Source organism: Amycolatopsis sp. BJA-103 (assembly GCF_002849735.1).
GTDB lineage: Bacteria > Actinomycetota > Actinomycetes > Mycobacteriales > Pseudonocardiaceae > Amycolatopsis.
This window is the reverse complement of sequence record NZ_CP017780.1, coordinates 7508862-7529233: the sequence shown is the minus strand read 5'-3', so window position 1 is coordinate 7529233 and position 20372 is coordinate 7508862. Positions and strand designations below refer to the sequence as shown.

Annotated in this window: 21 protein-coding genes; 11 read left to right on the top strand and 10 right to left on the bottom strand. The window is 68.2% G+C overall.

Features of this window, described 5'->3' with window-relative positions:
- Window positions 1-29: 29 nt before the first annotated feature.
- Entirely contained in the window at window positions 30-1028 is a 999-nt protein-coding gene (locus BKN51_RS33665) for an ABC transporter substrate-binding protein (RefSeq protein WP_101611445.1), read from the bottom strand.
- 67 nt (window positions 1029-1095) lie between these two features.
- Between BKN51_RS33665 and BKN51_RS33660 the strand changes: the two genes are divergently transcribed.
- Together BKN51_RS33660 and BKN51_RS33655 are read left to right on the top strand one after the other, a co-directional pair.
- Window positions 1096-2127, top strand: a complete 1032-nt coding sequence (locus BKN51_RS33660; protein ID WP_233223046.1) for a FecCD family ABC transporter permease — start codon at window positions 1096-1098, stop codon at window positions 2125-2127.
- On the top strand, window positions 2124-3128 hold the full coding sequence (locus BKN51_RS33655; RefSeq protein WP_101611444.1) for a FecCD family ABC transporter permease: 1005 nt from the start codon (window positions 2124-2126) through the stop codon (window positions 3126-3128). The genes BKN51_RS33660 and BKN51_RS33655 overlap by 4 nt, the downstream gene beginning before the upstream one ends.
- A gap of 4 nt (window positions 3129-3132) precedes the next feature.
- Here the strand turns inward: BKN51_RS33655 and BKN51_RS33650 are convergent, their stop codons facing one another.
- Genes BKN51_RS33650 through BKN51_RS33640 form a run of 3 tightly spaced genes read right to left on the bottom strand, consistent with a single transcriptional unit; the run spans window position 3133 to window position 6593 of the window.
- Complete coding sequence (locus BKN51_RS33650) at window positions 3133-3975, bottom strand: transglutaminase family protein (protein ID WP_101611443.1); 843 nt, start codon at window positions 3973-3975, stop codon at window positions 3133-3135.
- Window positions 3972-4919, bottom strand: a complete 948-nt coding sequence (locus BKN51_RS33645) for an alpha-E domain-containing protein (RefSeq protein WP_101611442.1) — start codon at window positions 4917-4919, stop codon at window positions 3972-3974. The genes BKN51_RS33650 and BKN51_RS33645 overlap by 4 nt, the downstream gene beginning before the upstream one ends.
- A 12-nt stretch (window positions 4920-4931) precedes the next feature.
- Window positions 4932-6593, bottom strand: coding sequence for a circularly permuted type 2 ATP-grasp protein (locus BKN51_RS33640; RefSeq protein ID WP_168214448.1), 1662 nt, complete (start codon window positions 6591-6593; stop codon window positions 4932-4934).
- 209 nt (window positions 6594-6802) lie between these two features.
- Between BKN51_RS33640 and BKN51_RS43365 the strand changes: the two genes are divergently transcribed.
- From BKN51_RS43365 to BKN51_RS33625, 4 genes are all read left to right on the top strand, one after another.
- Entirely contained in the window at window positions 6803-7090 is a 288-nt protein-coding gene (locus BKN51_RS43365; protein ID WP_146044298.1) for a hypothetical protein, read from the top strand.
- Between the two features lie 216 nt (window positions 7091-7306).
- Window positions 7307-8122, top strand: a complete 816-nt coding sequence (locus BKN51_RS33635) for a transporter substrate-binding domain-containing protein (protein ID WP_101611441.1) — start codon at window positions 7307-7309, stop codon at window positions 8120-8122.
- Window positions 8123-8191: 69 nt separating this feature from the next.
- Complete coding sequence (locus BKN51_RS33630; RefSeq protein WP_101611440.1) at window positions 8192-8995, top strand: amino acid ABC transporter permease; 804 nt, start codon at window positions 8192-8194, stop codon at window positions 8993-8995.
- Window positions 8992-9747 (top strand): amino acid ABC transporter ATP-binding protein, encoded by a 756-nt coding sequence (locus BKN51_RS33625; protein ID WP_101611439.1) that lies wholly within the window; start codon window positions 8992-8994, stop codon window positions 9745-9747. The genes BKN51_RS33630 and BKN51_RS33625 overlap by 4 nt, the downstream gene beginning before the upstream one ends.
- Here the strand turns inward: BKN51_RS33625 and BKN51_RS33620 are convergent.
- The 4 genes from BKN51_RS33620 to BKN51_RS33605 are packed head-to-tail and all read right to left on the bottom strand — an operon-like array spanning window position 9744 to window position 12776.
- Window positions 9744-10487, bottom strand: coding sequence for an ESX secretion-associated protein EspG (locus BKN51_RS33620; protein WP_101611438.1), 744 nt, complete (start codon window positions 10485-10487; stop codon window positions 9744-9746). The genes BKN51_RS33625 and BKN51_RS33620 overlap by 4 nt on opposite strands.
- A 1-nt stretch (window position 10488) precedes the next feature.
- Window positions 10489-11715, bottom strand: coding sequence for a hypothetical protein (locus tag BKN51_RS33615; RefSeq protein WP_101611437.1), 1227 nt, complete (start codon window positions 11713-11715; stop codon window positions 10489-10491).
- A 3-nt stretch (window positions 11716-11718) separates the two neighbouring features.
- Window positions 11719-12303: a DUF3558 domain-containing protein gene (locus BKN51_RS33610; protein ID WP_101611436.1), complete on the bottom strand. Its 585-nt coding sequence runs from the start codon at window positions 12301-12303 to the stop codon at window positions 11719-11721.
- A gap of 20 nt (window positions 12304-12323) precedes the next feature.
- Window positions 12324-12776: a hypothetical protein gene (locus BKN51_RS33605; RefSeq protein WP_101611435.1), complete on the bottom strand. Its 453-nt coding sequence runs from the start codon at window positions 12774-12776 to the stop codon at window positions 12324-12326.
- Window positions 12777-13082: 306 nt separating this feature from the next.
- Here BKN51_RS33605 and BKN51_RS33600 point away from each other — a divergent pair, with 306 nt between their 5' ends.
- Together BKN51_RS33600 and BKN51_RS33595 are read left to right on the top strand one after the other, a co-directional pair.
- Entirely contained in the window at window positions 13083-15428 is a 2346-nt protein-coding gene (locus BKN51_RS33600; RefSeq protein WP_101611434.1) for an oxidoreductase, read from the top strand.
- 35 nt (window positions 15429-15463) lie between these two features.
- A complete protein-coding gene (locus BKN51_RS33595; RefSeq protein WP_101611433.1) occupies window positions 15464-15928 on the top strand; it encodes an SRPBCC family protein in 465 nt (154 codons plus the stop codon).
- A gap of 3 nt (window positions 15929-15931) precedes the next feature.
- On the opposite strand, the gene BKN51_RS33590 is transcribed toward BKN51_RS33595, so the two are convergent.
- Window positions 15932-16630, bottom strand: coding sequence for a TetR/AcrR family transcriptional regulator (locus tag BKN51_RS33590; RefSeq protein ID WP_233223045.1), 699 nt, complete (start codon window positions 16628-16630; stop codon window positions 15932-15934).
- Between the two features lie 51 nt (window positions 16631-16681).
- Between BKN51_RS33590 and BKN51_RS33585 the strand changes: the two genes are divergently transcribed.
- Window positions 16682-16999 carry a DUF1330 domain-containing protein gene (locus tag BKN51_RS33585; RefSeq protein WP_101611432.1) on the top strand — a complete coding sequence of 106 codons (318 nt, stop codon included), beginning with the start codon at window positions 16682-16684 and terminating at the stop codon, window positions 16997-16999.
- On the opposite strand, the gene BKN51_RS33580 is transcribed toward BKN51_RS33585, so the two are convergent.
- Window positions 16996-17565, bottom strand: coding sequence for a hypothetical protein (locus tag BKN51_RS33580; protein ID WP_101611431.1), 570 nt, complete (start codon window positions 17563-17565; stop codon window positions 16996-16998). The genes BKN51_RS33585 and BKN51_RS33580 overlap by 4 nt on opposite strands.
- A 112-nt stretch (window positions 17566-17677) precedes the next feature.
- Here BKN51_RS33580 and BKN51_RS33575 point away from each other — a divergent pair, with 112 nt between their 5' ends.
- Both BKN51_RS33575 and BKN51_RS33570 read left to right on the top strand, forming a co-directional pair.
- Window positions 17678-18463, top strand: a complete 786-nt coding sequence (locus BKN51_RS33575) for a class I SAM-dependent DNA methyltransferase (protein ID WP_101613610.1) — start codon at window positions 17678-17680, stop codon at window positions 18461-18463.
- A gap of 89 nt (window positions 18464-18552) precedes the next feature.
- Entirely contained in the window at window positions 18553-20361 is a 1809-nt protein-coding gene (locus tag BKN51_RS33570; RefSeq protein ID WP_101611430.1) for an NHL domain-containing thioredoxin family protein, read from the top strand.
- Window positions 20362-20372: the final 11 nt, after the last annotated feature.

Sequence of the window (20372 nt, the reverse complement as noted above, 5' to 3'; positions counted from 1 at the left end):
ATCGCATGCGGGGAAAGTCCCCTTCAGCCTCACGCGAACTTGTTCAGCGCAGCCGTGAGTTCCGTCAGCTGCGGCGTGAACCGCTGGTACGAGAACGGCGTCTCGTTGTTCCACGGGATCAGCTTCCCGGCCTTCACCGCGGGCAGCTGGGCCCAGGTCGGCACGCCGCCGAGCCCGTCAGGGCCGAGCGAGAGCGAACCGCCGCGGTTGTCGTACATGATCACGTCGGCGGGGTACTTGCCGATGTTCTCCCAGCTGATCTGCTGGTAGTAGCCGCCCTGGCTCTCGTCCGGCGCTTCCGGCGTGACGAAGTTCAGCCCCTTGCTCTGGTAGTGCTTCGACGTCGCGAACTTCGGCGCGTTCGAGACGTAGACGGCGTCCTTCTGCGCGGACACCAGCAGGATCTTCAGCCCGGCGGCCTTCTTGGCCGCCTCGCCGAGCGCGGCGTCGGCCTTCTCGTACTCGGCCTTCGCGGCCTGGATCGCCGGGGTCTCGGTGTCGGCACCGAGTGCCTTCGCCAGCGAGATGAACTTCGCGATCCCCTCGGGCATCGAGATGTCCTGCAGCCGGACGCCGACACTCGGCGCGGCCTTGTCGATCTTCTCCGTCTGTGTGTCCGGGACGTACCACATCTGGTCTTTGAGGTACATCACGCTGATCATCAGCTGCGGGTTCAGCGAGACGAACTTGTCGAAGTTGAACTCGTTCCACACGTTCCCGAGCGACGTGACGGTGTTCAGGTCGACGCCGCCCGCCTGCGGGTCCGGTTTGCCGTCGGCGAACTTCGACGGCCCGAAGATCCCGACCGACTTCACGCCGAGGTCCCACAACGCCGCCGCGGCGGTCACCTGCGCGACGATCCGGGTCGGCCGCTCGCCTTCGAGTTTGCGGCCGCGGTCGTCGGTGAAGGACCACGTCGTGCCCGCTCCCTGCGCTGGCGCCTCTTCCTGATAGCCGCAGGCGGTCAGGAGGCCGGTGGCGCCGAGCGCCGCGGTGCCGGCGAGAAAGCCGCGTCGGGAGAGGTGCATTCGAGATCTTCTTTCGCCATGGAGCCGGATTTCGTGGTTAGGCTAGCCTTCGCTTACTGTGAACGCCATGGTCCAGGTCACGGAGCGCGTCAGATCACCCCGGACCAGCGTCTCCGTGCGAACGCTGGTCCTGGTGGGGTCGCTGATCGCCCTCGCCGCGGTCGTCCTGCTCTCGATCGGCTTCGGTTCGAACCGGCTCTCTCTCGGAGAAGTCCTCCACGCTCTGTTCGCCTACGACGGCAGCTACAACGACGTCGTCGTCCGCGACGATCGCCTGCCGCGCACGGTGCTCGGCCTGCTGGTCGGGATGGCGCTCGGTCTCGCGGGTTCGCTGATGCAGGCGATCACCCGCAACCCGGTCGCGGAGCCCGGTCTGCTCGGCATCAACCACGGCGCCGCCGTCGCGATCGTGCTCGGCTCAGCGGCCTTCTCGGTGACTTCGCCCGGCGAATACGTCTGGTTCGCCTTCGCCGGAGCACTCGTGGGAACCGCGCTGGTCTCGATCATCGGCGGGACGCGCGGCGCGACGAGCCCGCTGCGGCTGGTGCTGGCCGGTGTCGCGATCCAGGCGGTGTTCGTCGGGATCAACCAGGGCATGCAGATGATCAACACGCACAACCTGCAGGCCATGCGGTTCTGGCTGGTCGGCTCGCTGGTCAACCGCAACCTCGATCAGCTGTCCGTGCTGTTGCCGTTCTTCGTCGCGGGCGTGGTGATCGCGGTCGTGCTGGCCCGCGCGCTGAACGCGCTGGCGCTGGGCGAAGACACCGCGCGCGGGCTCGGCGCGAATCCGGTGCTGGTCCGGGTCGCCGGAATGGTCGCCGTCGGGTTGCTGTCGGCGGCGGCGACCGCGGCCTGCGGGCCGATCGCCTTCGTCGGCCTGATGATCCCGCATGTCGTCCGGTCGCTGATCGGACAGGACGAGCGCTGGGTGATGCTGCTTTCGGCCCTGCTCGGACCGGTCTTGCTGCTCGGCTGCGACGTCCTCGGCCGCTTGCTCGGCTCGCCGGGTGAGATCCAGGTCGGGGTGATGACCGACGTCGTCGGCGGGATCGCCTTCGTGATCGTGGCCCGGCGGCTCAAGGCGGTGCGCCGATGACCGCGTCCGTCCGCCGCGAGTCCGGTTTGGACAGACGATCGACGGTCGTCGTCGCCGCACTGGCCCTGGTTACCTCGACCCTCGTCGTGCTTTCGGTCGGCACCGGCGACTACGAGATGAGCCCCGGCGAAGTGCTCGCGACCCTCGCCGGTTCGGGCACGAAGGCGCAGTACCTCGTCGTCATGGGACGGCTTCCGCGGGTGCTGGTCGCGATCCTCGTCGGCGCCGCGCTGGCGCTGGCGGGAACGATCTTCCAGACGATCACCCGGAATCCGCTCGGCAGCCCGGACATCATCGGGTTCACCACCGGCTCGGCGACCGGCGGCATCGTGACGCTGCTGTTCTTCGGTGCCGGTCCCGGCGTCGTCTCGCTCGGCGCGCTCGCGGGCGGGCTGCTGACCGCGTTGCTCGTGATGGCGCTGTGCGCGCCGCACGGCCTGCTGAGTTCGCGGCTGGTGCTGCTCGGGATCGCGGTCAGCGCGGTGCTGGTCGGTGTGAACTCGTACCTGCTGGTGAAGGCGAACCTCGAAGCCGCCGCGCAGGCCGTCGGCTGGCTCGTCGGTGACCTCTCCGGCCGTGACTGGAGCTACTTCGTGCCGCTGGCGATCGTGGTGGCCGTGTTCGTCCCGGTCGTGTTCGCGAACGGCCGCGCGCTGCGCATGCTGGAGATGGGGGACGACACCGCCACCGGGATCGGCGTCGACGTCCCCCGGGTGCGGCTGACCCTGGTGGTGGTCGCCGTCGCGCTGGTCGCGGCCGCCACCGCCGCGACCGGTCCGCTCCCGTTCATCGCTCTCGCCGCACCGCAACTGGCCCGCCGGATGACGCGCCTGCCGGGGCCCAACCTGGCGGCGTCGGCCCTCGTCGGCGCGACCCTGGTCGTCGCGGCGGACTACCTCGGCCAACGTCTGCTGGAGTCGTCGTTGCTGCCCGCGGGCGTGGTCGCGGCGGCCCTCGGCGGCGTCTACCTGCTCTGGCTGTTGCTGCGCCGCCGGGCTTGACGGCTCACGTCAGCCGGGTCAGCTGCACCGAGACGTCCAAAGTGGACTGACCGCCGCCGGTGAAGATGCCCTTGAGCGGTGCGACGTCGGCGTAGTCCCGCCCGTACGCGACCCAGACGTGCCGGGTCCCCACCGGGATCGCGTTCGTCGGGTCGTAGGCCCACCAGCCGCCGGTCCAGACGTCCACCCAGGCGTGGCTTTCGCCCTCGACGGTCTCGCCGAGCTTCGCCTCCGGTTTCGTGTGGAGGTACCCCGAGACGTATCGCGCGGGGACGCCGATCGCGCGCAGCATCACCAGCGTCACGTGCGCGAAGTCCTGGCAAACCCCTTCCCGTGCACGCCAGGCGTCGGTCGCCGTGCTGTGCACGCCGGTCGTCCCCGGCTGGTACTTGAGCTGCTTGTTGACCCATTCGCAGATCGCGAGCACGGACTCCGCCGGGTCGAGCCCCTTCCGCAGTTCGCGCGCGACCTTCGTCAGGTCCGGATCGCGTGGCGTGTACGCCGTCGGGGTCAGGTACTCGGTGCGGTGGTCGACCACGGTGTCGCTGCGCAGGTCCTTCCACGACGCCGAACGGATCGGCTCGCCTTCGTCGGCGGTCTCGACCACCGACGTCGCGAGCACGGTGAACTCGGTGTGCGGCGCGTGAAGGTCGAACGAGGTCACGACGGTGCCCCAGTAATCCGTGTACCGGTAAGCACGGGTCGCGGGCGTCGTCTCGACACGGTTCACGACGGTGGTCTGCCGCCGGTCGGATCGCGGGGTCAGCCGCGCCTCGTTGTACGACTGCGTGGCCGGCGTCGCGTACCGGTATCCCGTCCGGTGGGCCACCCGAAGCTGCCAGGTCACAGCGAAACCTCCGCACCGCTCCAGGCCACCCACGGTGACGAATGGAAGTACTGCACCGAAACCGCGTCGCCGATGTCCTTGATCGAAGTCTGCAGCGCGCCGAGCCGTTTCGGCAGGTCGTCCAGCAGATCGGACTGGCGCAGGAACTCCAGCTCACTGCGCGCGCGGCCGAGCTGGCGCAGCGCCTCGGACTTCTCGTTGGCGCGGGAGTTGACGCCGGGATCCAGCCGCTCCAGGCACTCTTCGGCCTGGCGCAGCGCGTGGAACACCGACCGCGGGAACAACGTGTCCCGCATCAGGAACTGCACGACCCTGGCGGCGTCGAGCGCGCCGCGATAGGTCCGCAGGTAGGTGTCCTGCGCGCCCGCCGAGCGGAGCACGGTGATCCAGCCCGGCGAGGACGCGCTGTCCTGGACCCGCGAAAGCAGCAGCCGCACCACCATGTCCGCGCGTTCGATCGACCGGCCGAGCACCATGAACAGCCAGCCGTCGTCGCGGCTCATCGTCGAATCCGCGAGCCCGGCGAACATCGCCGCGCGTTCCTCCACGAAGGAAAGGAAAGCGTGCGGCCCGGCGCGGCGCGCGTACCGCTGTCTGTCCGGCACCGCGTTCCACGTCGCGTTCAGGCATTCCCACAGCTCGGTCGAGACGACCTCTCGGGCACCGCGCGTGTTCTCTCGGGCGGAGTTGATCGAGCCGACGATCGACGCCGGATTGTCCTTGGCGTAGGCGACCAGTTCGGTCAGCTTCCACACGTCGAGCGAGTCCATGCCCTCCGGTGAGATGCCGAGGACGGCGAGCAGCTGGCGGCTCGCGTGGTCGGGGTCGACGCTCGCGTCTTCGAGCAGCTGGTGCACGGAGACGTTGAGGATCCGGGAGGTGTCGTCGGCGCGTTCGACATACCGGCCGATCCAGTACAGCGATTCCGCGTTGCGGGCTAGCACATCAACCTCCCTTTAGGCCTGTTGCTGCTGCTGTTGCTGGGTGGTGGTCAGCTCCGGTCCCTGTTCGGCGACCAGACCGTCCACTTGGGACAGTGCGCCGAGCGCGGGCTGATCCAGCTCCCGCTCCGCCGTGGAGGACCGCGGCGCCAGTACCCAGGTGTCCTTGGAGCCGCCGCCCTGTGACGAGTTGACCACCAGGCTGCCTTCGGGGAGCGCGACCCTGGTCAGCCCGCCGGGCAGGACGAAGATGTCCTTGCCGTCGTTGACCGCGAACGGCCGCAGGTCGACGTGCCGGGGCGCCAGTCGTTCGTCCACTTTGGACGGAACGGTGGACAGCTGGACGACCGGCTGGGCGATCCAGCCGCGTTTGTGCGCCCGGACCTTCCGCTTCAGCGCGGCCAGCTCGGCAGGCGTCGCCTCGGGACCGAACACGATGCCGTACCCGCCGGAGCCTTCGACCGGCTTGACCACCAGTTCTTCCATATGCTGCATGACGTAGTCGAACTCGTCCGGCAGCCAGCACCGGAAGGTGTCCACATTGGGCAGCAGCGGCTTCTCGTTGAGGTAGTACTTCACCATCTCGGGCACGTAGGTGTAGACGAGTTTGTCGTCCCCGACGCCGTTGCCGACCGCGTTCGCGACCACCACGTTGCCCGCGCGGGCCGCGTTGAGGATCCCGGCGACGCCGAGCACCGAATCCGGCCGGTAGTGCACCGGGTCGAGGAATTCGTCGTCGATCCGCCGGTAGATGACGTCGACCTGCTGTTCGCCCTCGGTGGTGCGCAGGTAGACGACGTTGTCACGGCAGAACATGTCGCGGCCTTCGACCAGCTCGACCCCCATCAGCCGGGCCAGCAGCGAATGCTCGAAGTAGGCGGAGTTGTGCACACCGGGCGTGAGCACGACGACCATCGGATCGGCGACGTTCGCCGCGGCCGCCGCCCGCAGCGCACGGAGCAGATGCGAGGCGTAGTCGCCGACGGGGCGGACCCGGTGCTGCGCGAACAGATCCGGGAACACTCGCGCCATCGTGCGGCGGTTCTCCATCACGTACGACACCCCGGAGGGGTTGCGGAGGTTGTCCTCCAGCACCCGGAACGTGCCCTCCTCGTCGCGCACCAGGTCCACGCCGGACACGTGGATGCGGACGCCGTTGGGCGGGTTGATCCCGAACGCCTCACGCTGGAAATGCTCACACGACGTGATCAGCCGTCGCGGCAGCACGCCTTCGCGCAGGATCTGCCGGTCGCCGTAGATGTCGGCGAGAAACGCTTCGAGCGCGCGGACCCGTTGCGCCACACCGCGTTCGAGTTTGCTCCATTCGGTGGATGTGATCACCCGCGGCACCAGGTCGAGCGGGAACGGCCGTTCCTGGCCGGACAGCGAGAACGTGATGCCCTGATCCACCATGGCCCGGTCGATCGCCGCTGAGCGGGACGAGAGATCCGTGGAGGTCAGCGCGGAAATCGATTCGTACAGCGCCCGGTACGGCTGGCGGACCGTGCCGTCGGCGGTGAACATCTCGTCGTACGCGCCCGCGTGCGGCCGTATCGGCGAGAGATATCCGTCGAACTGCGCTCCAGGCTTCGCCGCCCGCCTCGCCGACGTCGTCGCACGAGGACGGCGGCCTGCCGGTGGAAGGCGCGGCGCCGAGTTGTTGTTCATGGAGGCCATCGTGACCCATGGACCCCGTCCGGCGCGAGATGTCCGGGTTGGCTTGTTGGAATGATCAGCCTGATGCTAGCCTCGGCGGGCGTATTCAAACCTGACTGGGGAAGGTTGGATTCTGTTTGGCGTTTCGCCATGTGTAAAACTCGATAACTCGCGCATTACCTGCTGGATAAGCAGGCTCTAAATTTTGAATGCAATTTTCAAGGGGAATTGTGAAGAATCTTGTGAAGGCGTTCGTCGTGGCCGGTGCCGCAGTGGCGGCGTTGGCTGTTCCGGGTGTCGCTGCGGCTGCTCAGGACGGTGCCGCGGCGCCGTCGACCAGTGTCGGCGTAGCGGATGTCAAGAGTCGTTGGTGCGGCCACAACTACAATAGCTGTGTCCGTGAGCGGAGCGACTTCGCCCGCTATTACAACGTCGGGCCGCTCCAGTACTTTCCTGTCGACCCCAATTGTGCGGGTATCTGCTACAACGGCTACAAGTTCGATTATTGGAACAAGTAGTAAGGCGGCGGTGGGGCGCTTCGGCGCCCCACCGTGTTTCACCTGCCGGGCCGGTTGAGCCCCTGTCGTGACCCATCGGGACCGAGGTCGGCTCGATCCCGTCCTCGGGACGAGTGACGGCCGAAACGGCGCTGTAACGTCGTAGTGCTGTGATTGCCGCCGGATGAGTGGCAATATGCGTGCTCTCGACACATGGGAACTACAAGGAGTGACGACGTGGCCCGATTCAAAGCGCTCGCCCTGATCCCGGCGCTCGCCCTAACCGCGGGCGCGCTGTCCGCGTGCGGCGAGGAAGGCGGAACCGCGGCCGGCGGCGTCCAGCTCGTCGCTTCCGGCAAGATCACCACCTGCACCCACCTGCCCTACCAGCCGTTCCAGGTCAAGCAGGGCGACAAGATCGTGGGCTTCGACGTCGACCTGGTCGACCTGGTCGGCAAGAAGCTCGGTGTCGAGCAGAGCATCGTCGACATCGCGTTCGAGAACATCGAGTCCGGCGAAGCGATGAACAGCGGACAGTGCGACGTCGCCGCCGCGGGCATGACGATCACCGACAAGCGCAAGGAGAAGTTCGACTTCTCCGACGCGTACTTCGAGGCGACCCAGGCGCTGCTGGTCAAGACCGGTTCGCCGATCAAGGACCTGTCCAACGTCGCGGGCAAGAAGATCGGCGTCCAGTCGGCCACCACCGGCGCCGACTACGCCAAGACCGAGGCCAAGGGCGCCGAGATCGTCACCTTCGACGACCTCGCGCTGCTGGAGCAGGCCGTGAAGAACGGCACCGTCGACGCGGGCGTCAACGACAACGGCGTGCTCTACGACTTCGCGAAGACGAACCCGGACACGACGGTCGTCACCGAGTTCAAGACGAACGAGTTCTACGGCATCGGCGTGAAGAAGGGCAGCACCGCCCTGCTCGGCCAGATCAACGAGGTCCTCAAGGCGTCCGCGGCGGACGGCTCGTACGCGCAGATCTACCAGAAGTGGTTCGGCAAGGCGCCGACCTGGCAGCCGGGCGGCCCGACCGCCAGCTGATAATCCGTCCCGGTGGCCGGTGCCCAGTGCACCGGCCACAGGTTTGTCGCCACCTGTTTGAGGAGAGAAATGGCTTTGAGCCGCCGCCAGCGACGTTCGGCGTTCCGGACCGGGCAATACGTCCTGCTGCTGGTGATCGTCATCGTGCTCGCGCTGCTGGCCGACTGGAGCAAGATCGGCAAGGCGTTCTTCGATCTCGACGTCGCCGCCAAGCAGTTCCCCGACGTGATCACGGTCGCGCTGAAGAACACCATCATCTTCACCGCGCTCGGTTTCGCGCTCGGTCTGGGGCTGGGCCTCCTGCTCGCCCTGATGAGACTTTCCTCGGTCGGCCCGTACCGCTGGTTCGCGCGCGGGTACATCGAGTTCTTCCGCGGCCTGCCCGCGCTGCTGATCTTCCTCGCCGTCGGCATCGGTGTGCCCACGGCGTTCAACACCCAGCTGCCGCGCAACGTCGCGATCATGCTGGCGCTGGGCATCGTGTCCTCGGCCTACATGGCGGAGACCATTCGCGCCGGGATCCAGGCGGTTCCGCGCGGACAGGTCGAAGCGGCGCGTTCGCTCGGCATGTCGCCCGCGCGCACGATGATCACCGTCGTGATCCCGCAGGCGTTCCGGATCATCCTGCCGCCGCTGGCCAACGAGCTGATCATGCTGACGAAGGACTCTTCGCTGGCGTTCCTGCTCGGCACCACGCCGGCGCAGCAGGAACTCGCGCAGTTCAGCCGTCAAGCGCTGCTGGAGGCCAAAGGCCTGACGCCGATCGTCGTCGCCGGTCTGTGTTATCTGGTCATCACCATTCCGCTGTCGATCCTGCAGCAGCGGCTAGAGAAGAAATACGGAGCCGGAGTGCCCGGCGGAGGAACGGTATGAGCACCCAGACGATCGTCGAAGTTTCGGGACTGCACAAGGCGTTCGGCGAACTCGAGGTACTCAAGGGCATCGACCTGCGGGTCGAGCGGGGCCAGGTCGTCTGCATCATCGGCCCGTCCGGTTCGGGCAAGTCGACGTTGTTGCGCTGCGTCAACCTCCTCGAGGAACCGCAGCAGGGCAAGATCGTGGTCAACGGCAGCGAGATCACCGATCCGGACGTCGACATCGACGGCGCCCGCACGAAGATCGGCATGGTCTTCCAGTCGTTCAACCTGTTCTCTCACCTGAGCGTGCTCGAAAACCTCACTGTCGCGCAGCGCAAGGTTTTGAAGCGTGGCAAGGAAGAGTCGGAGCGCATCGCGCGGGACAACCTCGCGAAGGTCGGACTGGCGGAGAAGGAGTCTTCGCTGCCGACGCAGCTTTCCGGCGGGCAGCAGCAGCGCGTCGCGATCGCCAGGGCGCTGTCGATGGACCCCGACGTCATGCTGTTCGACGAACCGACGTCGGCGCTGGACCCCGAACTGGTCGGTGACGTCCTCGCGGTCATGCGGCAGCTCGCGCAGGAGGGCATGACGATGCTCGTCGTCACGCACGAGATGCAGTTCGCCCGCGAGGTGGCCGACATCGTGCTGTTCATGGACGGCGGCGTCGTCGTCGAACAGGGCGCGCCGGACCAGGTCATCGGGGACCCGCAGGAGGAACGCACGAAGACGTTCCTCTCGCGGGTCCTCAACCCGAACCACCAGGACTAGCGCCCCCGGAGCTGCGATTCCAGCTGGACCACCTTCGCGGCGATTTCGTGCGGCCCGGCACCCATGAGGCTCACCCAGCCTTTGGTGTCCGGGCCGAACACGACGCGGCCCTGCTCGGTGTCCATCCAGCCCGGTGGTTTCTCGACGCGTTTCCGGTTGCCGCCACCGTCACGGATGGCGACGTACAGCCTTCCGAAGAAGGTGTGCGGCGACCGGATCCACTGGAGGATCTTCTTGGCATCGCGGATGCTCGGACCGCCGCCGGTCAGCATTTCGCCCTTCATCAGGACTTGCAGATCGGCCTCCGAACAGTTCAAGGACGGCGTGCGTGCCGCGGGAGCCTCGGGAAGCAGGCCGGTGAAGTCCTGCGCGAGCGTGTCCGGCCGGGTCGGCTTCAGGTAGACGACCTTGTCGACCAGGACGACGGTGAGTGCCTCCCGGCCACTGCCCGCGGCGCGAACGGTCCGTTCACGCCCCTCGGACTTCACCCACGAGTAGTACTCGACCGCCGGCCGCTGCAGGAAACGCAGCGTGTCGAGGAACTCGGCGTCGATCCGGCCGCGCGTGAGCAGTCCTTGTCTGTCCAATTCGGACTGTGCGGTCGCGGCCAGCGCTCGGCGTTCCTCGGGCAGGTACCACTGCGCACCGCGGACGAGCGTCGGGTGGATGTCGCCGAGATTGTTCTGGTCCAGCAGGGTCTCGTAGGTCTGGAGCGTCAGCTCGACGGGTTTCCGGAGCACGTTATGCGCCGATCACCGGCGGAACCGGCTTGTCACCGTCGTAACCGCCGAAGAGGGAGTCTCCGTCCTCTTCCTGCAGCGTGATCTTGCGCTGATGCTCCTCGTCCTCGCCGCCCTTGCCACCTTTACCCGCTCCACCCATGCCGCCACCCATCCCGGGCGCGCCGGGACGTCCCGCCGCAGCGCCTCCCGCCGGTGTCCCGGCCGATCCGCGCATCGCGCCTTCGCCGGGCATGCCCGCGCCGACCCCGCGCCCGGGCCCCATGCTCCCCGGCCCGCCCGTCGACCCGCCCGGTCCGAACCCGCCACCGGGCCCGAATCCGCCGCTGAACCCGCCCGAGCCCGGGCCGAATCCACCGCCGCCGCCTCCAGGGCCTCCGCTGCCGGGCCCGAGGTTCGGCGGGCGGTGCTCGCCCGGACGCATCTGCGGCCCGCGGCCTGTCCTGGACAGGTCGGTCTGGTCGTTCGGTCGCAGAGACGGCATCGGCGTCGGACGCGGCTGCGGCATCTGCGGCAACCTCGGCGGCTGTGGGATCTGAGGCGGCCTCGGTGCCTGATACCCCTCGGCCCCCGGAGGCGCGCTGTACGAACTCGGTCCGCCGGTGTACCCGCCGCCGGGGCCACCGTGCCGTCCCGAGTGGCCACCCGAGTCCCCGCCACTGAAGCCGCTGACCTTGGTCTGCCCGGGATCCACCGGATCCGGCGTGATCGGCCCGGCGGAGACGTTCGGATCGTGCGCGGCCGGATAGGCCGGTGCGAGCGACAGCTGCCGGGGCTGGGTGCTCTGGTAGTACGGCTCGTAGACCTCGACGTTGTGCTTGGTGTCCGCGTCGAACTTCGCGGCCGCGATCTCGTCGTCGCTCGCGCCGATGGACACGATGTCCTCGGGGCCGCTGTCCCCGGCGCGTTCCTTCTCCACCGGGCGGACGTTGCCGCGCGTGTAGTGGAAGGAAGCGTTCTGGTCGAACATCGACTGACGGGCGCGGTCCATGTTCTCGCCCGCGATCTTGGAGGTCGCGATGAGCGGGGCCAGTCCCGCTGCTCCGCTGTCGGCGGCCTTGCCCTTCCAGAAGGAACTCAGCGCCGTCTGGCTGGTCTCCATCGCCGTGCTCATGTTGTGATGGACGTCCATCAGCTTGTGCGATGCGACCTGTGCCTTGTCCAGGGTCTCTGTCGTGCCCGGGAAGGCGTTGAGCTTGGTGAAGATCTCCCAGCCGCTGTAGGTCATCGCCTACGCCCCCTTGAGATTCTTGATCGCCGCCTCCGCGACCTTGACCGCCATCCCACACGGGTCCGAGAAGGAAGGGTGACCACTGCTCAGGCGCGGAATGACGTTGTAGACGAGGTCATTACGAACACCGATGGCGAGTGTGCAGTTTCCCTTGCCTTCGCCGCCGTTGGCGTAGATGACCGCTGGGTATCCGTTGACCGGATCGACCGGTTTGAAAGTGGTGAGGCCGCCAGTGGCGTGCTGTGCATACAGGGCGCTCAGACCGTCTTTGTTCCCAGTGACGAGGCCGGCGCTGACGGTGTTCGGCGATTCTTGGAAGACCCAGGCGCAGGCGTTACCCATGGTCAACTGTTCCAGTTCGGAGCGCTTGACCTTGCCGCCGATGGACTCGATCTCCGGGTTGGAGATCGTGCTGCACGGGTCTGCCTCGGCTGCTGCGGTGTTGGCGATCGGGTCGGTCACAGCCGGGGCTCCGTCAGTGGGGAGTCCCGTAGAGGAGGGTGCGCTCGTCGGCGTGGGGGTGCCGGTCTTCTGATCGCTGCAGCCACCGAGCAAGGCAACCGAGGCCAGCGCTGCGATGGTCATGAAAGCAGCTGTGGGTCGCATCAGTCGACTTTTCCAATCTGGCGGAGCGCGTCGATCGCCGCCTGGTCCTGTGCTTGATAAGCGGTCCGGATCTGCTTCAAGGTTCCGAGATAGGACGTGGTGTAGTCCCGGGCACCCTCGAGAAACGCTTGGTAAGCGGCGCCCGATGCGTTGGCGGCAGTCGTGTAGCCGTGGCTACCGACCTCATCGCCGGCCGGTTTGATCTGTGTCAGCCAGCTGGCTTCGTCCTGTGCTCGGCGGAAGTCAGTGTCGACGCAGTCCTCGAGGGACTTGATCACGGCGTCCATGGCGACCGGATCGAACTCCCAGCCACCGTTCGCCGAGGCCGACGCGAAGTCGGCCTTCGCCTGACCACTGCCTAGTTCGCCGTAGTTAGGGGGCGGCGGTGCCTGCTGCCCTGGCCCGTTGTTCTGGTCGTTGACCCGCTGAGGGCCGCTTCCCGGTCCTGTCATGTCGTGCCTCCCCGCACGGGCCGCGATGGGGTGCGACCTACCCGTAGTTCACTTTTGACTCCAACCGGTGACGATAGCAGCAGGTAAACCGCCGATCAGCCCCTTCGGGAAAGATCACCGTCGAAAGATTCCGGTCCGGTCTACTTTGTCCTGAACAGCCCTTTCGCGCGATTCGGAACCCCGGCGGTCGTTCTGCCGTCGTAGTCCCATGGCAGGTTCCGGTCTACTGCCCTGGGCCCCTTGCGAATCCCCTGTGTGATCGGCTTCGCTGGTAGCCGGGGAACGACGGGGGAGGGAAGCGAGACGATGCCGGGCTTTCGGCGTAACAACGGGCCGCGCGATCCGGGGGAGGGCGAGCCGAACGGCGACGCGGCCCTGCCGCCGCTCGACCCGTTCGACCCGAATCCCGACAAGCGTTACGAGGTCCCGGCCTCCGAGCTGATGAAGCCGGGTTCGACCGGTCTGCTCCGGTGGCGCCGTCAGGCGACCAACGCGCCGATCGTGCAGGTCGAGGACGCCTACATCACCGGGACGCTCGATCTGCGTGCGGCCGACATCAAGTACCTGTTCCGGTTCGAGCGGTGCCGGTTCGAGCATCCGCCGGACGTCCGCGAGGCGCATCTGCTCGGGCTCGTGTTCCGCAAGTGCTGGCTGCCCGGGCTCAAGGCGCGCAACCTCCGCACCCGCAACGACGTCCGCCTGATCCGCAGCGTCGTGCACGTCGACGGCGAGCACGAGATCGAGGAGACCACGGTCCAGCGTGGCGACGATCGCGAGCGCGGGATGCCGAACGCGGCGGTCAACCTCACCGACGCCGTCATCGAGGGCTCGGTCGTGCTGACGCGCACGGTGATCTCCCATCCGCGCGGCAAGGCGATCCAGGCCGACCGGGTCAACATCGTCGGCGCGCTGCTCGCGTATCGGTTGGTGGCCAACGGGGAAGTCCGCATCCCGGGTATGCGGGCGGGCGGTAACGTCAACTTCTCCGGCGCGACGCTGAACAACCGGGACGGCTTCGCGCTCAACGGGAACGGGATCCACATCGGCGGCAGCCTGCTGTGCGAGGTGGACAACTACGGGCCCGCCTCGCAGCGGAAACGCTTCTCCGCCAGTGGGATCATGTTCCTGCCGAGCGCCACTGTGGACAGTGACATCATCATGCGGGAGGCCAAGCTCTCGGTGAACCAGGCCGGTCCGATCGTGGTGGACGCCTGGAAGTCGAACGATCCGTACATCGATCCGCGGCCTGCGCTGGTCGCGGATCGCTTGACGGTCAACGGAAACCTCGAACTGAGCGACGGGCTGCAGGCGACCGGGACGTTGCGGATGGTCAACGCGCGGATCGGTGGTTCGCTCCGGCTCGCCGGCGCCGAGGTCCAGGTCGTGCGCGGGCGCAGCATTCCCTACTACGACCGCGCGATCCACCTCGACGGGACGACGATCGGCGGCGACATCGAGGCGACGAGCCTGCGTGTCCCGTCGGGGCAGTTGCGCATGGCCGACATCACCGTCGGCGGCAACGTACTCGCCTGGAACTCGATGTTCCTGCACCCTCGACGCGACGTCTTCTCCGCGCGCCGCGCGAAGATCGCGGGGAACTTCCAGCTCACCGACGCGACCGTGCAGGGAACCCTGCGGTTGCAGGGCGCCGAGGTCGGCGGCAGCGTGAACCTCTTCGGTACCAGTCTGACCGAGCCCGGAGCGCGGACCAACACCAGTTACTCGCTGGACGTCCGCACCGCGCGGATCGGCCGCGACCTCGTCCTCACCGAGAACAAGGAGCGCCCGTTCGTCGCGCAGGGCGGGGTCAATCTCGACGGCGCCCAGGTCGCGCGGCGCGTCGACTTCCGCGGCGCGCGGCTCGGATCCCTGCCGCAGCACGGGATCGCGCTCGACGGCAGCGACGTCTCGGCCGACGAGTTCCTGCTCACGCCCGCCACTCCACCGGACGGCCGGATCGTTCTTCGGCGCGCGCATTGCGGGACCCTGGGCGACAACGAGGCGTTCTGGGCGTCTACGGCGGGGATCGAGCTGGAGGATTTCCGGTACGACGCGCTGCAGGAGGACATCGCGCTCGACGACGACCGGGCGATCGACCATCGGATCGTGTTGCTGCGCAAGGCGATGGACGGTTACCGCCCGGGCCCCTACGACCAGCTGGCGGCGACGCTGCGCGCGTCCGGTAACGAAGAGCACGCCTCCACGGTGCTGCTGAAGAAACAGCAGTTCCGGTACGTGGCGCTCGCGAAGGGCTTCAAGTTCTTCGGTCCCGGCGTGCACGTGTGGAGCTGGCTGCAACGGTCGATGGTCGGTTATGGCTTCCGCCCGGTGCGCGCGCTCGGCTGGCTGTTGACGCTGCTCGTGCTGGGCAGCCTGTATTTCGGGCTCGGCGTCGACGACTGCATCACCAATCCCAAGCTCACGGTGAGCGGGCCGCGGTGCCTGGTCAACCAGGACGACACCGGGCTGCAGTGGAATCCGGTGCTCTACACGATCGACCTGCTGGTCCCGATCGTCGACTTCGGGAACAAGTCGCGCTGGTACATGCACGGCATGGACAACTGGGTCGCGGCCGGGTTCACCGCCTCGGGCTGGGTGCTGGCGACGACGGTCGCGGCCGGTATCAGCCGCATGCTCCGGCGCGACAACTGAGGGTATTTCACATACCCTCAGTACGGAGGTATGTCATGACCCAGCCCAGCGCCACCGGCAAGATCGCCATCACCGCTACGCCCGAGAAGGTGTACGCCCTGGTCAGCGACCCGGGCGCGCTCGCGGGCATGTCCGAGGAGTACGAGGGGCATCGCTGGGTCGGCGACGCGAAGACCGTCGCCGTCGGTGCGAAGTTCCGCGGCCGCAACCGTCGCGGGGTCCGCCGCTGGAGCACCCTCTCGACGATCACCGACGCCGAAGAGGGCAAGCGGTTCGCCTTCGAGGTGACCACTTTCGCCGGGCTTCCCGTGGCGCGCTGGCAGTACGACATCGAGGCTTCGGGCGACGGCTGCGTGGCCGTGGAGAGCACGTGGGACCGGCGGCCGGGCTGGCTTCGCGGACCGACGTCGCTGTTCACCGGGGTCTGGAAGCGGGACGACGCCAACCGCGCGAACATCGCCGCGACGCTGGCCCGGCTGAAGGCCACCGCCGAATCCTGACCCTCACCGCCGCAGCGAGCTGACCAGGTCGAGCATCTCGGCGTGATGCAGCGCGGCCGGGTCGCGCGCGACGGACCGGACATGACCGTCGATCTCCAGGGCCACCAAGCCGTGCATCCGGCCCCACACGCGCAGCGCGAGCGCGGCCGCGGCCGGAGACACGTCCGGGAGGTCTTCCCGGATCTTCGCGACGTACTCGGGGTTCAGTTCCGACCAGGCGCCCTCTCCCGGCCAGTCGTCTTGCCACAAGGTGGCCACCAGCGAGGTCAGCCGGTGGCACACGCGATGGTCCGTCCGGTCCACCGGGCCCGCATCGGGCGGCCGGTAACCGGGGATGGGACGCCCGTAGAACAGCCGGAAGTCCTCGGGGTGCGCCAGCGCCCATTCCCGCAGCCCCCGGCCCCAGGCCACCAGCCTGCCGCCGGGGTCGGTCTCGGGCACGGCGTCGGTGGCGGTTTCCAGCGCCTCGGCCAGCGACGCGCCGATTCCGCTGATCAGCGCCGTGATCAAGTCGTCCTTGGTGGGGAAGTAGCTGTAGATGGCGCGAGCGGTCATGCCCATCTCACGGGCGATGCCGCGCAGCGTGATCGCTCCCGGCCCCGCGTCGGCCATCTGCCGCCGCGCGATCTCCGTGATCTCGCGGCTGGTCTCCGCGCGCTGCCGCTCCCGGCGGCGCGGGGGCACGTCATCGCTCTCACTCACCCGGCGAGGATACAGTGTGTCATTACTACACACTGTGTCCGGAGGTCGTGAATGCCCGCATACGTCGTGGTGGATGTCGGAGTGGTCGACGAGGAGGCGGGCTGGGCTTACGCCCCGGTGGCCCAGCGATCGATCCTCGATCACGGTGGCCGCTACCTGGTCGCCGGTCCCACGCCGGAACCGGTGGAAGGCACCTGGGACTCGCAGCGCCTCATGGTCATCGAGTTCCCCGACATGGACCGGGCCCGCCAGTGGTACGACTCTCCCGAGTACCGGCGCGCCCGGCGGATCAGGGAGGGCAAGGCCCAGTTGCGGATGCTGTTCCTCGAGGGCTCGCCACCTGAGGGCTTCACCCCACGCGGCGTCTAGTCGACGAATCGCGACCAGAACTCGACCTGGCGCGGCCCGCCTTCCGGCGGCGGGCCCAACGGCTGGTCGCAGAAGTCGTGCCGCAGGTATCCCCGCAGGTCATAGCCGTAGTAAACGATGTCGGTCTGATACACCGACAGCACCGGATATCCCGTGCTCCCGGCGATCCCCGGCAGATAGCGATGGCCGCAGACGGGAACCAGCTGCGGAACACGCGCCATCTGCGCACGGGCTTGATCGAGTGCGTCGGACAGGTCGATCGGCCGCATGCCCCAGTCCGGTAACCAGAAGCCGTTGTGCTCGATGTCGTAGAGCACCCCGTCGACCGGCCAATCCAGCCGTTTCCGCAGCTGTTCGGGGTTGCCGCAGCGCCAGTCCGGCCAGCGGTCGCCGATCGGCACCCCGGCGGTGAGGAAGGTCCGGTGATCGGCGGCGAACCGGAAGCCGAAGCGTGCTTCGACGTCGTCGAGCTCGGCCTCGCTCAACCCGGGACGCACGGGTTCGGCCAAGCTCGCCTGGAGGTCATGTGCCTCCTTCAGGGTGAAGGCGGGCTCAACAGTGGACATGTGTTCGAGCCTAAGTCGCCCGGCGCGGGGGCGCCTTCTCTTTTAATGCCACTCGAACACGGCGGCGAAAACGGGATGAAGTGGGCGCTGTCGCGCGCTAGCGTCGGTGATCGTGAGCTTGGAAGACGACCCGGCGGACGGCTGGTTTCCCGAGAGTGTGGCCACGGACTACGACGACCCGGGCGGTGTGAACGCGCCCGAAGCGGTGGCGGCCATAGTGGACGTCCTCGAAGATCTCGCCGACGGACCGGTGCTCGAATTCGCCGTCGGGACCGGGCGGATCGCGGCGCCGCTGGCCGCGCGTGGCGTGCCGGTGAGCGGCATCGAGCTGAGCCGGGCGATGGCGGCGCGGATCGCGGCCAAACCGGGCGGCGACGCGGTCGGGGTCACGATCGGCGACATGACGAAGACGCGGGTGGCCGGCGAGTTCTCGGTGGTCTATCTGGTCTTCAACACGATCTCCAACGTGACCACCCAGGACGGCCAGGTCGACGTCTTCCGCAACGCGGCCGCGCATCTGCGGCCGGGCGGGTTGTTCGTCGTCGAGGTGGGCCTGCCGGACCTGCGCCGCCTGCCACCGGGGCAGGACACCGTCCCGTTCGCGATGAAACCCGGCAGCTACGTCGGGTTCGACCAGTACGACGTGGTGACGCAGCAGTTCACGTCGAACCACGTCACCGTGTCACCGGACGGGACCGGGCGATTCCGCCGCATCCCCTTCCGGTACGCCTGGCCCGCCGAGATGGACTTGATGGCGCGCATCGCCGGGATGCGCCTCAAGCACCGCTGGGCGGGCTGGGACCGCTCGGAACTCACCGCCGAGAGCACCGGGCACGTGTCGATCTGGGAGAAAGCCCCGGCCCCTCATCACCCACATGAGGCTCCTCCCCTGGGGTGAGCTCGCCCTCTCAACGCCTGGACCTCGGAACAGAGCGGCTCCGCGTGTAGTTCACTCATGTCGTGACTTCTCCACGAACGCAGTCCCGCGTGCGGGCGCCCGAGCTCGCCGGCGACGTCTGGCTCAACACCGGTGGTGCGCGGATCACGCTCGCCGGGTTGCGCGGCCGCGTCGTCCTGCTGGACTTCTGGACCAGCGGGTGCGTCAACTGCCTGCACGTGCTGGACGAGCTGCGCCCGCTGGAGGCCGAGTTCGCCGACGTCCTGGTGACCATCGGCGTGCATTCGCCCAAGTTCCTGCACGAGGGCGAGGCGGCCGCGATCGAGGCGGCGGTGCGGCGCTACGAGGTGCACCATCCGGTGCTCAACGATCCGCAGATGACCACCTGGTCGCAGTACGCGGTCAAGGCCTGGCCGACGCTGGTCGTCGTCGACCCCGAGGGCTACGTCGTGCACGTCGCCGCCGGTGAAGGACACGCCGAGGCGCTGCGCCGGGTGATCGGCGACCTCGTCGCGACCCACGAGGCCAAGGGCACGCTGCGCCGCGGCGGCAGCCCGTACGTCCCGGCCGAGGAGCAGCACACCGAACTGCGCTTCCCGAGCAAGGCCGTCACCACCGCCGAAGGCCGGATCCTGGTCGCCGACACCGGCAATCACTCCATCGTCGAGTTCGCCTCCGACGGCGAGACGATCATCCGCCGCTTCGGCAGCGGGGCCCGCGGCGCGCAGGACGGCCCCTTCGACCTGGCGACCTTCACCGAGCCGTCCGGGATCACGCTGCTGCCGTACGAGGTCGCCGAGCGCGCGGGCTACCACGCCGTCGTCGCCGACACGGCCGGCCACCGGCTGCGCGGAATCGACCTGATCACCGGCGAGGTCAGCACGGTCGCCGGCACCGGCCGCCAATGGCGCGACGGCGTCGACACCGGCAAGGCGCTCGACATCGACCTCACCAGCCCGTGGGACGTCGCCTGGTGGGGACCCGCGGGCGGCGTCGTGGTCGCCATGGCGGGCAACCACACGCTGAGCGTGTTCGAGCCGGTCTCGGGCAGCATCCGCCGCTTCGCCGGTACGACCGTCGAGGGCCTGCGAGATGGCGACGTCCACGAAGCGTTCTTCGCGCAGACGTCCGGTCTCACGCCCGACGGGCGAAGGCTGTGGATCGCGGACGCCGAGACGTCGGCGCTGCGTTGGATCCAGCCCGAGGGCGAGACGTTCACCGTGCACACCGCGGTCGGCGTCGACCTGTTCTCCTTCGGCCACGTCGACGGGCCCGCGGACCAGGCGCTCCTGCAGCATCCGCTCGGCCTCGCCGTGCTGCCCGGCGACACCATCGCGATCGCCGACACCTACAACGGCGCCATCCGCCGCTACGACCCGCTCACCCGCCGGGTGACCACGCTCGCGACCGGTCTCGCGGAGCCACAGGGCCTGCTGGTGCACGACGGCGAACTGCTGGTCGTCGAGTCGGCGGGCGGCCGGATCGGGCCGGTGCCGCTCGGCGAGCAGGCCGTGTCCGGGGACGCGCACGCCGTCCGCCGTCCGCCGTCCGTGCTGGCACCGGGTGAGCTGGAGTTCTCCGTCGTCTTCACCCCGCCTCCCGGCGAGAAGCTCGACGACCGCTACGGCCCGTCGACGCGCCTGGAGATCAGCGCGTCGCCGCCGGAACTGCTGGCCGACGGCGCGGGGGTGGGCACGGACCTGTTCCGCAAGCTCCGCTTCGCCGACGGAGTCACCGAAGGCGTTCTGCAGGTCGTCGCGCAGGCCGCGAGCTGTGACGACGGAGGCGAGCACCCCGCCTGCCGCATCACCCGGCAGGACTGGGGAGTACCCGTCCGGTTCGAAAAGGGTGGAGAAAGCGTGCTGAGCCTGGTCATGGCGGGGGATCCGGGAAAGTAGAGTCGTACTCG